Here is a 15,586-nt window from a genome sequence, read left to right as displayed (position 1 = left end):
ACGCTCCACCCCGGTGCTGACCTCCCACCCTGGAGCGGCTTCTCAAGAGATGCGACAAGCTGCGATCTCCTCCCCTGGGATGCAAGGGATCGGGCACAATCCGACCTTCAGGACATTCACGGGAACGCCGGAAGGGTTGGGTGCTGGATGAAGGGCTCGTTCCCCAGGGCACAGCCCACGTCGCCCTACAGGGAGAGCCCCACCAGGTGCAGGTCCCCGAGCCCGTCATCGAAGCGCCGGGCGTACTGGTAGAACAAGGAGAGGCTGGCGGCCTGGCCGAAGGTGGTGCGCAGGAAGAGCGCGCCGCCGGCGGCCCGGTGGTTGTCGCGCAGGTCCGTGCGCGCCCAGGAGCCGAAGCCCTCGAGCTCCACCTGGCTGATGAAGAAGGAGGGCCCCAGCCAGAAGAAGGAGCTCCAGCCGTAGTCGATGATGATGCGGTAGCGGTAGCGCGCGTTGGCGATGAGGACGTTGCGCGCGCTGAGGGCGAAGTCCTCGTAGCCGCGCAGGTACTCGGTGAAGGTGGTGCCCGGCTGCAGGCGCAGGGGCACGGTGCGCGAGTCCTCGGGGCCCTGGCGGAGCTGGAAGAAGGGGGTGCCGAACTGGAGGCCGCCCACCTGCAAGAGGCCCTCGGGGGCGTTGGGCAGGTAGCGGGCGATGGCGGTGAACTGGAGGTTGTCGCGCTTGAGCAGCGGCAGGCCCGGCAGGTAGCCGTCGACCTGGGCGCGCAGGTCTCCGAAGGGGCTCGCGTCGTCGAAGGCGAGCGGGTACGCGCCCGCGGCCAGCGACAGGCCCACGCCCCGCTGCGTGCCACCGTAGGAGGTGCTCTCGCCCGCGAAATAGGAGAGGGCGGCCTCCGGGCCGATGAGCGAGGTGCGTATCCCGGAGTGGTTGGAGGTGACGTACCAGTCGCGGCGCAGCGCCAGGAGGTTGAAGCTCACGGGCGTGGTCCAGAATTCGCGGGACATGGAGAGCGAGGCCTGCAAATCCCTCCGGTCGTCCCGCGCGATGCGAGCCGCGGACAGCTCCACGTACCAGGGCGCGGTGAGCGCGGTGCCGTAGCTGAAGGAGGCGCTGGGAGAGCGCACCTTCGTGTCGGCCTCCACCAGGAGCGCGTATTGGTGGCGGCCCAGGCGATCCTGCCCGGCCAGCGCCACTCCGGCGTAGCCGACGATCTGGTTGGACGAGGGGTCCGCGTCCGGCAGCGCGTAGACGTAGGGGGCGCGCAGCTCGGGGAGGAAGAAGTGCTCCAGCGGCGAGTACGGCTCGTCGGAGAGGATGTCCAACGTGTGCCCCTGGTACGGGGCCGCCGCCTGCGAGGGGGCCGCCACGGGTGAGGGGGACGGGGCGGGAGTGGGGGAGGGGGCCTGCGCGACGGCCTCGGGAGCCGCGGCCACGGGGATGAGGGGAGCGCGGTCCACCGAGAAGTCGAAGCCCTCGCGGTTGAGGAAGACCACGTCCGAGCCGCCGAGCGGCGCCACGTCCATGACGAGGTGCGGCGCGTCGGTGATGCGCACGGGCTCGCCGCCGGCCAGGTCGAGCACATGGGCCTGCCAGCGGCCCTCGAACTCGCGCACGAAGACGATGCGGTCCGGGTCCAGCCAGCGGGGGGCGTAGTTGAAGTGCGCGTCGTCGGTGAGCGCGCGCACGGTGCCATCGGTCTCGCGCAGCGCGAGGTTCCAGCCGTGCTCCGTCACCCGGGGGAAGACGATGCGCCCGTCCGCGGCCACGGCGGGGGGCCCGAGCGACACGCTGCCCTCGAAGTGGGTGAGGGGCGTGCGCTCGCCGGTGGCGAGGTCCAGGCGCTGGAGGTTGGCGGTGTCGGCGGAGACGTGGACGAAGACGTAGGCGCTGCCATCCGGGGTGACGCCGCCGCCCATGCCTTCGATGCCCTCCCAGGTCTTCACCACCTCACCGGTGCGCGCGTCCACCTGCCACACGCGCGCGAGCGAGCTGCCCAGCGCGTCGATGTCCGAGGCGGTGAGGAACAGGAAGCGCCCCTCGGAGGTGAAGGACAGCCCGCTCATGTTGAGCGGATGGGTGGAGATCCACCGGCGCGCGGGGAGGAACTGGGTGAGGGGGCGGCTGAAGCGCGAGGAGCCATCGCGCTCGCGCACGGTGAGGCGGGCGACCTCCTCGCGTCCCACCTCCACGGTGGCGATGGCGCCGTCGGCGGGCGAGGCCGCGAGCCGGGCGAAGTTGCCGATCTCCGGGGCGAGCACCTGCTGGGAGCTGGGGCGCTCGCGCCGCTGCTGCTGCGTCATGAGCTCCAGGGAGAACTGGTGGAAGAGGTCGCCGAGATCCCTGCCGTACACGTCCGCGAAGCGCAGCGTCACCGCGATGGGCGGAATCACCGTGGTGCCCTGCACCTCCACCAGCTTCCACAGCCGGTCCTCGCCGTAGCGCTCGGCGAGCCACCGCACGAAGTTGCTGCCGGTCAGGTAGTTGCCGCCGAAGGGCTCCATCCGCCGGTGCTCGGGCGAGAGGTAGCCGGGGTGCAGGTCTCCGCCGAGCTCCGCGTTGGCCGCCTCGAAGAAGCCGCGCCACACCGGGCTGTGCGGCCGCCCCTGGTGGGTGCCCAGCCGCCCCTCGTAGAAGGTGGCGAGTCCCTCGAGGAACCACGACTCGGTGAAGGTGTTGGGCTGGAAGAGGCCGCCGGTGACGGTGTTCACCGCGCCCCACAGGCCGTCCGTCTGTTGCAGTTGCACATAGTGGACGGACTCGTGGCAGCCCACCGCGCCGAGCTCCGCCGGGCCGAAGCCCAGCAGGTTGAAGAGCTCCAGCGTCGTGTGCACCGGCAGCACCATCTGCTGGGGGAGGCTGGAGTAGTCGGGGAGGACATACGCGTTGTTGAAGTCCGCGCCCGTCAGGTAGACGAGCGCCCGGGCGCGGGGCCGGGGGCTCTTCGTGAGGGTGTGCAGGCGCTCGATACAGTCCTCGAGCCGGGCCGCGATGCGCAGGGCGGAGGGGCGCAGGCGGGCGGGGTAGTAGAGCTCCAGCGAGCGCGTGGAAAGCTTGCGCACCTCCTCCCGGGCGAAGTCCGTCTGGACGTTCTGGGGGAAGCGGGGTGTGACGAAGGCGCACCCGGCGAGGGAGAGCAGGAGCAACAGGAGGGGGGGTAGGCGGCGCGGCATGCGCTTCCCATCCTAGGGGGCGGCGACAAATCGTGGCGATGAACTTGGTTTTCGGGGTAAGGGGACGACCGATTTTCCGTCACGATCGCGTCCCCGGAACAGGAATCGTCCATGGCCCATCCCGCCCCTCCGCATGTCCAATCCGCCCAGGCCCAGGTCGCCGCCGCCCTCCAGCAGGTCGAAGGCAAGCCGGTGGATCTCCTCACGGCCCCCTGGACGGAGGTGGAAGTGTCCGTCCCCAAGCTGCTCGGTGGGGCCTTCCAGCCCGACAACCAGAACCACCAGGTGCTCGCGCTGGGCCTGGCCGGTGCCTTCGCCGAGCGCCTCGCCGGTGAGCACGGCGCCTTCTGGTTCCTCAACCGCGAGTCTCCCGAGGGCGCCTCGGTGGGCTTCCCGGACGCGCTGCTCGTCATCTCCCCCTTCAACGAGGTGATGACCGCGCTGGTGCAGGGCAAGCTCGCGCGGCTGGAGGACGTGGCCGGAGGTATCCGCCGCCGTCTGGGCGAGGTGCGCTTCGGGGCGGGCCCCGGCGGCGTCGCGCAGAAGCTCGGGCCCATGGAGTACCAGCGGCTCATCGACCCCGGCTTCATGCAGTTCCTGGTGATGGACATGGCGAAGGTGCAGAAGACCTTCGACTCCAAGCCGGACGTGCTGCATCGCGAGATTCGTGACGCGCTCGGCCGCACGCAGCTGCCGCCCGAGGTGCGCCAGCAGTTCGAGGGCCAGGTGCTCTCGGTGCTGCCGCAGCTGGATCCGAACAAGACGATGGCGGATCAGGTGGAAGCGGCCCCGCGGATCGTCGAGCTGATGGCCCACTTGTTCGGCACCGTGGCCAGCACCGGCGCGGCGCAGAACGAGTTCTGGGGCCACCTCATCCTCCCCATGCTCTTCATCGGCGCGCCGCAGGGCTTCCCGCCGGTGGACGAGGAGGAGATTGGCGCCTTCAACCAGGGCGTGGCGCCGATGGAGCTCTTCGTGGACGTGGTGCCGCACTCGGTGCAGGCCCCCGAGGAGGGGCTGCTGGGCGCCTTTGATCGCAGCGAGGTGAGCCCCATCCACCCGGCCTTCCAGCGCTCGCGGGCCCCGCTGCACCTGCTGCGCGTGGACATCACGCGCCTCAAGCCGCTGCTGGAGCGCTTCGACGCCAACCAGATGGTGGACGCGGTGCGCCGCTTCACCCAGTACATGGAGGAGAAGGCCGGCAAGGGCGCTCCCCCCAACCCGCAGAACGAGGAGATGCTCAAGGCGGCCACGGTGCTGCTCACGGACCTCAAGAAAGCGGTGGGCGAGGGCAAGGGCCAGCTGTGCCTGCGCCAGATGACCGAGGGCGACGCCATGTCCGAGCAGGTGATGACGGTGGTCCGCCAGGCGCTCAACGCGCCGCGCATCATCCTGGCCTGAGCGGCTGAACCCGCTTCCGGGCAAGCGAGGGGTTCACGGGAAATCCCGTGGGCCCCTTCTGCTTTTCCTGGGCTTCTCACTCGTCGAGAACCCCCATTTGAAGTCAGGGCCGGTGCGCCATTACAGTGTCGCCGCTTTGACACCCAGAAGGGGGAGTCTTTGACTTTCCGTAAGCGTGCAATCGTTGGTTTGTCGATCTGCCTCGGCGTCTCCGCCGTGGCGGTGCCGACGGGGGTGAGTGCGTACAAGCGGTGGCGTGATGCCAACCGCCGCGCCACCCTCCAGGATTATCTGCAGAGCTCGGATCCGGAAGCGCAGTGGAAGCTGACGGAGGAGGCCGAGGAGGAACGGGAGGAGAACAAGGGCGAAGGTCCCATGGACGAGGAGTGGGACGAGCCCTTCATGCGTGCCATCGCGTGGCGCGGCTTCTACGGCCAGCCCACGCCGGAGCTGACGGCACGCTGGGCGCAGATCGCGAACGACGAGTCGCGCAAGTGGGCCGACCTGATGCCCGGTGCGAAGCGCCGCTCGGCCGCGCTCAACGGCCTGTCCTGGGTGAACCTGGGCCCCACCGACGCGAAGTTCCAGTTCAACGGGACGCGCTACACGCAGGTGGACTCGGGCCGTCCCACGTCCATCGTGGTGCACCCCTCCAACCCGGACATCGTCTACGTGGCGACCTCGGGCGGTGGCGTGTGGAAGACGTTCGACTTCAGCTCGGCGGATCCGGTGTGGTTCCCGGTGACGGAGACGATCGGCAACCTGGCCACCGGCGGTCTGGCCATGGATCCGAAGCACCCGGAGACGCTGTACCTCGGCCTGGGTGACTCGTTCGACGTGGCGGGCGGCCAGGTGCTCAAGACGACGGACGGCGGCGCCACCTGGTCCGCGCCCGTCACCCTCACGGGCACCTACGATCTGGGCACCGCGGTGCTCAACGTGACGGCGCTGCGCATCCGCACCGTGCAGGTGGACCCGAACAACACGAACATCGTGTTCGTCGGCTCCAACGTGGGCCTCTTCCGCTCCACGGACGGCGGGCAGAGCTTCTCGCTGGTGGATCTGCCCAACTCGGGCGCCAACAAGCTGGCCGAGAGCGTGTGGAGCATCGTCTACACCGGCCAGGTGGGCGGCGTGAGCCGGTGGGCGCTCAGCGGCGTGTACGCGTCCGCCGTGGGCGCGCTGCCGCCGGACGCGGGCCAGGGCACCTCGGCCACCCCCGGTGACATCTGGGTGTCCACGGACGCGGGCGCCTCGTGGAGCTCGCGCAAGGCGGCGGGCTCGCTGCCTGGCACGTCGGTGGGCCGCATCGACCTGGCGGCGGGCACTCCGTCCGCGGCGGATGGGGTGACGACGGTCGTCTACGCGCAGCTGGCGGCGGCCTCCGAGACGGCCAGCGCCGGCTACTGGCGCTCCATGAACTCGGGCCAGAGCTTCTCGCTCATGGCGGGTACCATGGGCAACCCCACCACCACGAGCACCAACTGCCAGAACCCGAACACCAGCGGCGCCCAGGCCTACTACGGCCAGGCGATCGCGGTGGATCCGGCCAACAACGACAACGTCATCGTGGGCGGCGTGTACTGCGGCTTGCGGACCCGTAACGGCACGGCGTCCACTCCCCTGTGGGAGAACGTGGCGCACTGGCTGCCCACGGGCGGTGGCGGTGACACGGCGACGGGCCGGCTGCCGTACGTCCACGCCGACTGGCACACGATGACCTTCGTGCGCACGGCCAAGGGCTACACGGTGCTGGCGGGCACGGACGGCGGCATCTTCGCCTCCACCGACGTCTTCGACGGCAGCCCCGCCAACGACACGACCATCACCTGGCGCTTCCCCAACCGCGGCATCGTGACGCACCTGTTCTACTCGGTGTCGTCGGGTGACGAGACCACGGGCAACGCGTTCGTGGCCTACGGCGGCCTGCAGGACAACGGCACGCGCTTCCGCGACTCGAAGACCGCCTCCACCACCTTCAACCAGGTCGTCGGCGGCGACGGCATCGGCTCCGCGGTGGTGCAGGTGCCCGGAGACACCACGTACTGGGCCTCGGTGCAGTTCAGCCCGCGCCTGTGCGATCCGGACCAGTACGACTGCAACGTGGGCAGCAACTGGTTCCGCTACGATCCGACCCTGGACGGCCCGCTGGCGTGCGCCGGTGACTCCGTGCCCTTCCTCGTCCACCTGGCGAACGTGCCCACGGCGACTGCCTCGACCGGCGCCGGCGTGCTGCTCTCCACCACCCTGGGCGTGTACCGCTACAAGGGCGATCCCTTCGTCAGCCCGGATCCGTGGGAGGAGCTGGGGAGCAGGACCAAGACGGACGGCACCGGCGTGTGCGCCCCCACTGGCTCGTCGCAGCGCAACTTCCTGCTGCCCTCGGCCACGGTGGACGGCGTCTACGGCGTGCCCATGAGCGGCGGCCGCTTCCGCGTGACGAGCAACTGCACCATGAGCACGCCGGGCAACCAGTGCGTGTGGAGCGTCACCAACGTGCTGGGCGTGGACCTCAACGGCAACGGCACGGTCGAGACCAGCGAGCGCGTGCTCAACACGGCCTATATCGACTTCCCGCCCGGCCCCACGGCCGAGGCCGCGGGCAAGGTCTTCGTGGTGACCAGCACGGCGCCCAGCGCCGCCTCGGGCGGGCCGGTGCCGGACGCCCTGGGCCACGTGTTCATCACCCGCGATGGCGGCCTGACGTGGAGCGTCCTCAAGGGCAACGGCACGGGCTTCGATCTGCCCAACGTCCCCGTCAGCGTCATCCGCTTCGATCCGGGTGACCTCACCAACAACACCCTCTACGCCGGCACGGACATCGGCATGTACCGCACGACGGACGGTGGCCAGACGTGGCAGCGCTTCGGCTACGGCCTGCCGATGGTGAAGGTGACGGACATCTTCGTGAGCCGCACGGGTGCGTTCCTGCGCATCTCCACGTACGGCCGCGGTCTGTGGGAGATCCACCCGTCCGCCACGGCCGACAAGGGCGTGAACGGCAACGGTGACTTCGACCGCAACCAGCAGATCGACTTCGTGGACCTGCTGTCCACGGCCAACCGCCTGGGCACCACGCCGGTCACTGGCGCGGCGCCCTTCTATGACTGGAACCAGGACCAGACGGGCTCGGTGAACGCCATCGACGACGCTGACCTGTCGCAGCTGCTGACGCGCTACGGGGGTCGCCCGTAATGCGCACCATGTCCCTGTCTCGGGAGTACACCTTGAACATGCGTCATCTCTTCTTCCTCGCCCTGGCGGGGCTCACGGCCCTGGTGGGCTGCGGAGGCGGAGACAAGCCGGTTGTCGCCAGGCTCGTCTTCACCCAGCAGCCCGTGGGGACCACCGCGGGCGCCTCGCTGGCGGCCATCCAGGTGACCGCCCAGGACTCCACCGGCAAGGTGGTGGAGCAGGACGGCACCGTGCAGCTGGTGCTGGCGGCGGGCCCGGCGGGCGCCACGCTCGCGCCCGTGGAGGCGCAGCTGGACGACGGCGTCGCCACCTTCGAGGGCCTCAAGCTGACGAAGGCCGGCACGGGCTATGCCTTCGACGCGAGCATGGGCTCGTTCACCGCGCGCAGTGATGCCTTCGCCATCGCGGCCGGGGCCCCCGGCAAGCTGGTGGTGACGGCGGAGCCGGCCGAGGAGTCCGTCGCGGGTGAGGCCATCGCCCCGGCCATCCAGGTGGTCGTGCGTGACGCCTACGACAACGCCGTGGCCAGCCCGGGCGGCGAGGTCAACGTGTCGCTGGTGGGCGAGGGCGCCACGCTGTCGGGCACCCTGTCGGCGCGGGTGTCGCAGGGCGTGGCCACGTTCGCGGACCTGTCCGTGGACAAGGTGGGCGCGTACAACCTGCAGTTCCACTTCGGCGACAAGGTGACGGCGCAGAGCCGTCAGCTGAAGATCAAGCCCGGCGCCCGCACGGCGCTGGCCTTCACGGTGCAGCCCTCGGCGGTGGTGGCGGGCGTGAACATCGCCCCGGCCGTCGCGGTGTCCATCGTGGACAAGAAGGGCAACGTGGTGCCGGATGCGACGGACACCATCACCCTGGCGCTCGCGGACAACCCGGGTGGCGCCACGCTGAACGGCACGTTGACGGCGGCCGCGGTGTCCGGTGTGGCCACGTTCGGCAACCTGTCGCTGAAGAAGGCCGCCGGGGGCTACACCCTCCAGGCCTCCTCGGGCTCCCTGACGGCGGTGAAGAGCGGTGCCTTCGCCGTGACGGCGGCGGCTCCCGCGAAGCTGGCCTTCGGGCAGCAGCCGGCCAACGGCACGGCGGGCCAGGCGCTCAACCCCGCGGTGACGGTGCGCCTGCTGGACGTGTTCGACAACCTGACGGCGGGCACGGATGAGGTGACGCTGGCGCTGGGCAGCAACCCTGGCAACGACACGCTGTCGGGCACCACCCAGGTGGCGGCGGTGGCGGGCGTGGCCTCGTTCCCGGGCCTGTCGCTGAAGAAGGCCGCCTCGGGCTACACCCTGGTGGCCTCCGCGGGCTCGTTCGCGAGCTCCACCAGCTCCGGCTTCGACATTGATCCGGCGGCCGCCGCGTCGCTGGTGTTCGTGTCCCAGCCGGCCAACACCACGGCCGGCCTCAAGGTGGCCACGGTGACCGTGGCCCTCGAGGACGCGTTCGGCAACCGGGCGACCACCTCCACGCGGAGCGTCTTCGTGGAGCTCAATGGTGGCGCTGCGCTGCTCGGCACGAAGACGGTGGACACGGTGGCGGGCGTCGCCAGCTTCTCCGACCTGATCGTCCAGAAGGCCGGTACGGGCTACACGCTGCGCGCGTTCGTGACGGACTCTCCGGCGCTGACGGAGGCGGCCAGCTCCGCTTTCGACATCTCGGCGGCGGCCGCCGCGAAGCTCGCCTTCGCCCAGCAGCCGACGGACGTCGTCGCGGGCAAGGCGATTGCCCCGGCGGTGACGGTGGCGGTGCAGGACGCGTTCGGCAACACGGTGGGCTCCACGGCGAGCATCACCCTGGCGCTGAAGGCCAATCCGGGCGGCAGCACCCTGTCGGGCACCAAGACGGTGAGTGCGGTGGGCGGGATCGCCACGTTCGGCGACCTGTCGCTGCAGAAGGCCGAGGAGGGCTACACCCTGCAGGCCTCCTCCGGTGCCCTGACGGTGGCGACGAGCGGTGGCTTCGCCGTGACGGCGGCGGCTCCCGCGAAGCTCATTTTCGCCCAGCAGCCGGCCAACGGCACCGCGGGCGAGGCGCTCGGCACGGTGTCCGTGAAGCAGGTGGACGCGTTCGACAACGTGACCACGGGCACGGATGAGGTGACGCTGGCGGTGGGCAACAACCCGGGCGACGACACGCTGTCGGGCACCACCCAGGTGGCCGCGGTGGCGGGTACGGCCACGTTCACGGGCCTGTCGCTGAAGAAGGCCGCCACGGGTTACACCCTGATGGCTTCCTCGGGCTCGCTCACGGGCTCCACCAGCTCCAGCTTCAACATCGTCCCGGCGGCCCCGATGGCGCTGGTGTTCGCCTCGCAGCCCACCGACACCACGGCCGGCGTCAAGGTGGCCAAGGTGAACGTGGCGATCGAGGACGCGTTCGGCAACAAGGCCACCAACGCCTCCACGCGCAGCATCGCCGTGGAGCTGAAGACCACCACCGAGGGTGCCTCGCTGCTCGGCACGCAGACGGTGGACACGGTGGCCGGCGTCGCGAGCTTCTCCGACCTGATCATCCAGAAGGCCGCCACGGGCTACTCACTGCGCGCGTACGTGACGGACGCTCCCGCGCTGACGGAGGCGGTCAGCTCCGTTTTCGACATCACGGCGGCCGCGGGCGCGAAGCTCGTCTTCGCCCAGCAGCCGACGGACGTCGTCGCGGGCAAGGCGATTGCTCCGGCGGTGTCTGTGAACGTGCTGGACGCGTTCGGCAACCAGGCCACCTCCACGGCGAGCATCACCGTGGCGCTCGCCAGCAACCCGGGCGGCAGCACCCTGTCGGGCACCAAGACGGTGAGCGCGGTGGCCGGCGTGGCCACGTTCGGGGACCTGTCTCTGCAGAAGGCCGCCGGGGGCTACACCCTGAAGGTCTCGTCCGGCACCCTCACCACGGCCACCAGCGACGCTTTCGCCGTGATGGCGGCGGCTCCCGCGAAGCTGGCCTTCGCCCAGCAGCCGGCCAACGGCACGGCGGGCGAGGTGCTCAGCCCCGCGGTGACGGTGAACCTGCTGGACATGTTCGACAACGCGACGGCGGGCACGGATGACGTGACTCTTGCGCTGGGCAGCAACCCTGGCGGCGACTCGCTGTCCGGCACCACGACGGTGGCGGCGGTGGCGGGCGTGGCCACGTTCTCGAACGTGAAGCTGCAGAAGGCCGCCACGGGCTACACCCTGACGGCCTCCTCGGGCACGCTCGCGAGCGACACCAGCACCAGCTTCGACATCGCTCCGGGCGCCGTGGCCTCGCTGACGTTCGTCACCCAGCCGGTCAGCACCACGGCGGGCGTCACGCTGGCCCCGGTGAGCCTGTCCCTCCAGGACGCGTTCGGCAACAAGGCCACCAACTCCACGAAGACCATCTCCGTGGAGCTGAAGTCCGCCACGCTGCTCGGCACGCTGACGGTGAACCCGGTGGCGGGCGACGTCAGCTTCTCCGACCTGGTCATCCAGAAGGCCGGCACGGGCTACACGCTGCGCGCGTACGTGACGGACGCATCCACGGTGGAGGCGGTCAGCACCGCCTTCAACATCACCGCGGCCGCGGGCGCGAAGCTCGCCTTCGCCCAGCAGCCGACGGACGTCGTCGCGGGCAAGCCCATTGCCCCGGCGGTGACGGTGGCGGTGCAGGACGCGTTCGGCAACACGGCGAGCTCCACGGCGAGCATCACCCTGACGCTGAAGACCAACCCGGGCAGCAGCACCTTCTCGGGCACCCGGACGGTGTCCGCGGTGGGCGGTATCGCCACGTTCAGCACCCTGAGCCTCAACAAGGCGGGGACGGGCTACAGCCTCAACGCTGCCGCCACGGGGCTCACGGCGGGTGTCAGCTCGACCTTCGCTGTCGCGCCGAGCACCCCGACGCTGCTGATCTTCCGGGCGGAGCCGGCCAGCACCACGGCGGGCACCACCCTGGCGGTGACGAAGGTGGAGGCGCAGGATGCCTTCGCCAACATCGCCACCACCTCGACGATCAGCGTCAACCTGGCGCTGGCCAACAACACCGCGGGCGCGGTGCTCGAGGGCACCACCTCCGTGGCGCTCGTGAACGGCACGGCCACCTTCGACGCGCTGACGGTGAAGCGCGTGGGCAAGAACCTCTCGCTCGTGGCCACCGCCACGGGCGTGACCCGCGGCGCCGTGGGCACTCCGTTCAACGTCTCGGCGGGTCCGGCGGCGAAGCTCGCCTTCACCACGCAGCCCGGCCGCGGTCTCACGGGCGTGCCGCTGGCGCCCGCGCCGGTGCTGGCGGTGCAGGACGCCTACGGCAACCCCACGGCCTACAACGGCCCGGTGACGGTGTCGCTCGGCAACAACCCCACGGGCGCCAACCTGGGGGGCATGACCACGGTCAACGCCAAGGCTGGCGTCGCCAGCTTCTTCGTGAACGTGGACACCGAGGGCACGGGCTACACGCTGGTGGCCGCCGGTGACACGTTCTCCGGCGTGCAGAGCAACCCGTTCGATGTCGCGACGCGCACCGTCGGCCTCGTCTACACCAACCCGGCGGGCGGCAAGGTGTCGCTGCAGCGCAACCCGGCCGCCTCCACCGACACCAGGGTCGTCCTGGACCTGGTCGCCATGGAGAACCTGACGGGCTACGGCGTGGGCTTCAACCTGCCTGTGGACACCTCGCGTGCGCTGCTCAACCCCGCGGGCCTGATGGCGGGCGGCATCCTCAATCCGGGCTCCAACCCGGCGGCCGTCATGGCGGTGCTGCCCACCTCGGGCCCCATGGCTGGCGTGCTCAGCTCGGCGCAGAGCCAGAAGGCGTCCGGCGAGGGTTCGGTGACCACCGACACCTTCATCCCGGCGGGCTCGGTGCTGTACTCGGTGCAGATCGACCTGGCGGGCTCGGCCACGCCGGGCGTCGTGTTCGACGGCACCACGCTGCCGGCGGCCTTCAACGGCGCGCTGCGTGACCGTCAGGGCAACAACGTGGTGAGCCGCAACGAGTTCGCCATCGGCCGGCTCGAGATCCAGTAACCGGACTCCGAGTCGTCAGGAGCTCCGGCTCCAGGAGGGGGTGCACTGCCACACGCGGTGCACCCCCTTTGTCATTCGAGCAGCTTCGCCAGGGCGGCGCGGGCCTCGGGCGTGAGCCGGTGTCCCACGAGCTCCAGGCCGCGCTTCGAGAGCGGCCGGTAGACGGCCCGGGCCTCGGAGGGGAGTGCCGCGAGGTGGGCCGCCACCACGCCCGAGTCTCCCCGGGCGATGGGTCCGGTGTACCCGGCCGCCAGTCCCCGGGCCTCCACGCCGCGCAGGGCCGAGCGCGTCAGGGGCAGCAGCGCGGCGAGCGCGTCCTCCTCGGAGATGCCAGCGGTGCGGAAGGCCTCCACCGCGGCGGAGAGGGCGGCCACCACGCCCCCCGCGCTCAGCACGGCCCCGGCATGGTAGGCGGCGCGGTGCTTCTCCGGCACGCGCAGGGCGCGCAGGCCCGAGTCCTTCGCCATCCGCTCCAGCACCTCGCGCAGCCAGCGCGAGCGCGTGCTGAGCGCCACCGAGTTACCGGCCAGCGAGTCGCGAGGATCCGACACCGCGACCAGCGGGTGGAACGAGCCCAACACCCGTCCGCGCGCAGGGCCCAGGGCCTCCAACGAAAGTGCGCCCGCGCAGTGCACCAGGGCCGCGCCGCGCGCCAGTTGGGGCTCGAGCTCCTCGGCCACGGAGGGCACGGCCTTGTCCGGCACGCACAGCAGGCACACCCGGGCCCGGGCTACGTCCCGAGCGGTGGCGGGCTTCAAGCCCAGCTCGAGCACGCGCCGACGGGACTCCTCGGAGCGCGCCAGCACGCGCACGGGCCAGCGCTTCGCCGCGAGCGCGAGGGCCAATGCACCGCCCAGCCGGCCCGCGCCCACCACCACCACGCTCGGGCGATTGGGACGCGCGGGGCTCACGGGCTCAGCGGCTCTCGCGCAGGAACTGCAGCTCTCCGCCCTGCACGGCCACCCGCACCCGGTCTCCCGCCATGAACTCGCCGGCCAGGATCCGCTCGGCCAGGGGAGCCTCCACCAGCCGCTGCATCACCTGGCGCATGGGCCGGGCGCCCAGCTTCGGATCGAACCCGCCCGACCTCATGAGCAGCTCCACCACCTCCGCGGCGGCCACGTATTCGATGCCCTTCTCCGTGGCGAGCCGCTTGCTGCTCTCCTCCAGCAGCAGCGTGGCGATGCGCGCCACCTGCGCCTCGACGAGGGGACGGAAGGGGAGCCGCTCGTCGATGCGGTTCCACAGCTCGGGCGGCATGGCCTGGCGCGCGGCGTTGCTGGCCGCGTCCATGTCGTTCGGGCCACCGCCGCCCTCGCTCGAGGCGCTCCCGAAGCCCAGCGTGCGGCTGGTGCGGTGGAAGGCCTCCGCGCCCAGGTTCGTCGTGAGGATGATGACGGTGTTGGAGAAGTCGATGTGCCGGCCCTTGCCGTCGGTGAGGCGGCCCTCCTCCAGTACCTGCAAGAGGAGCAGCTGCACCTCGCGGTGGGCCTTTTCAATCTCGTCCAGCACCACCACGCACGAGGGGCGGCGGCGCACCGGCTCGGTGAGCTGGCCCCCATCGCCGTAGCCCACGTAGCCCGCGGGCGAGCCGATGAGGCGGGACACGCCGTGGCTCTCGGACATCTCGCTCATGTCCAGGCGCACCAGCAGCTCCTTGCTGCCGAAGAGCACCTCGGCCAGGGCGCGCGCCATCTCCGTCTTGCCCACGCCCGTGGGGCCCAGGAAGAGGAAGGAGCCCATGGGCCGGCGCGAGGCGAAGCCCGCGTAGTTGCGGCGGATGACGCGGGAGATGCGGCTGATGGCCTCCTCGTGGCCGATGACGCGCTCGCCCAGGTCCGCCTCCAGCCGGAGCAGCCGCGCCGAGTCCGTCATCAGCAGGCGCTCCTCGGGGATGCCGGCGATCTTCGCCACCACGCGCGCCACGTCCGAGGCCTCCACGATGTCCTTGCCCTCGCGGCGGCTGCGCGAGCCGGCCAGGTCCACCACGGAGATGGCCTTGTCCGGCATGAAGCGGTCCGTCACGTAGCGCGAGGCCAGGGACGCGGCGGCCTCCAGCGCCTCGGGGGAGTAGCGCAGGCCGTGGTGGTCCGCGTAGCGGCCGATGATGCCCTGGAGGATCTCCACCGTCTCCGGCACGGAGGGCTCGTGCACCACCACGGGGGTGAAGCGCCGCTCGAGCGCGGGGTCCTGCGAGATGAACTTGCGGTACTCGTCGTGCGTGGTGGCGCCGATGCAGGGGAACTCGCCGCGCGCCATGGCCGTCTTCAGCTCGTTGGCGGCGTCCTGGGGGCCCTCGCCGGTGGAGCCCGCGCCCACCAGCGTGTGGATTTCGTCGATGAAGACGACCACGCGCCCATCCGCGCGCCGCACCTCGTCCTTGAGGGCGTTGAGCTTCTCGGAGAAGGCGCCGCGCAGCTGGGTGCCGGCCACCAGCGTGGCCATGTCCAGCTCGAGGAGGATCTTCTCGGCCAGGGTGCCGCGCAGCTCCAGCAGGCGCTGGGCCACGCCCTCGACCACGGCCGTCTTGCCCACGCCCGCCTCGCCCAGCAGGCACGGGTTGTTGGTGCGCCGCTTGCCGAGGATGTCGATGACCTCCTCTATCTCCTTGGCGCGGCCCACCACGGGGTCCAACTTGCCCTCCTGGGCGAGCCGGCTCAGGTTGCGGCCCAGCGAGGTGAGCATGGGGAAGCGCTTCTCGTCGAGCACCAGCGAGGGCGCGGGGCGGGCCGGGGCGGGAGCCGGGCGCGGCGCGGGGGTGGGCGCGGGCGGGGCGGGGGAGGGGGCCGGAGGAGCCACCACGGCGGTCTTCCCCACGCCCGGCTCGCCCACCAGGCACGGATTGTTGGTGCGCCGCTTGCCGAGGATGTCGATGACCTC

Annotated in this window: 6 protein-coding genes; 3 read left to right on the top strand and 3 right to left on the bottom strand. The window is 70.9% G+C overall.

All coding sequences use genetic code 11. The annotated features are described in order from the left end of the window. Positions 1-185: 185 nt before the first annotated feature. The gene (locus ACJ8AN_RS38995) at positions 186-3,131 is read right to left on the bottom strand and encodes a hypothetical protein (RefSeq protein ID WP_407760699.1); all 2,946 of its coding nucleotides are present in this window, start codon (positions 3,129-3,131) and stop codon (positions 186-188) included. 111 nt (positions 3,132-3,242) lie between these two features. Between ACJ8AN_RS38995 and ACJ8AN_RS38990 the strand changes: the two genes are divergently transcribed. The 3 genes from ACJ8AN_RS38990 to ACJ8AN_RS38980 all read left to right on the top strand — a co-directional run bounded on the left by ACJ8AN_RS38990 (position 3,243) and on the right by ACJ8AN_RS38980 (position 12,706). Beyond that, complete coding sequence (locus ACJ8AN_RS38990; RefSeq protein WP_407760698.1) at positions 3,243-4,532, top strand: hypothetical protein; 1,290 nt, start codon at positions 3,243-3,245, stop codon at positions 4,530-4,532. Positions 4,533-4,721: 189 nt separating this feature from the next. Continuing rightward, on the top strand, positions 4,722-7,727 hold the full coding sequence (locus ACJ8AN_RS38985; RefSeq protein WP_407760697.1) for a hypothetical protein: 3,006 nt from the start codon (positions 4,722-4,724) through the stop codon (positions 7,725-7,727). A gap of 32 nt (positions 7,728-7,759) precedes the next feature. After that, positions 7,760-12,706, top strand: coding sequence for a beta strand repeat-containing protein (locus ACJ8AN_RS38980; RefSeq protein ID WP_407760696.1), 4,947 nt, complete (start codon positions 7,760-7,762; stop codon positions 12,704-12,706). 71 nt (positions 12,707-12,777) lie between these two features. Here the strand turns inward: ACJ8AN_RS38980 and ACJ8AN_RS38975 are convergent, their stop codons facing one another. Together ACJ8AN_RS38975 and ACJ8AN_RS38970 are read right to left on the bottom strand one after the other, a co-directional pair. Further along, a complete protein-coding gene (locus tag ACJ8AN_RS38975; protein ID WP_407760695.1) occupies positions 12,778-13,617 on the bottom strand; it encodes a DUF2520 domain-containing protein in 840 nt (279 codons plus the stop codon). 4 nt (positions 13,618-13,621) lie between these two features. After that, a partial coding sequence (locus ACJ8AN_RS38970; protein WP_407760694.1) for an AAA family ATPase occupies positions 13,622-15,586 on the bottom strand: 1,965 nt, incomplete at its 5' end.

Origin of the sequence: Archangium sp. (assembly GCF_045802675.1) — a bacterium.
Taxonomy (GTDB): domain Bacteria; phylum Myxococcota; class Myxococcia; order Myxococcales; family Myxococcaceae; genus Archangium.
Note: the sequence above shows the minus strand (reverse complement) of the source record. Positions and strands in the feature narration are given on the sequence as shown.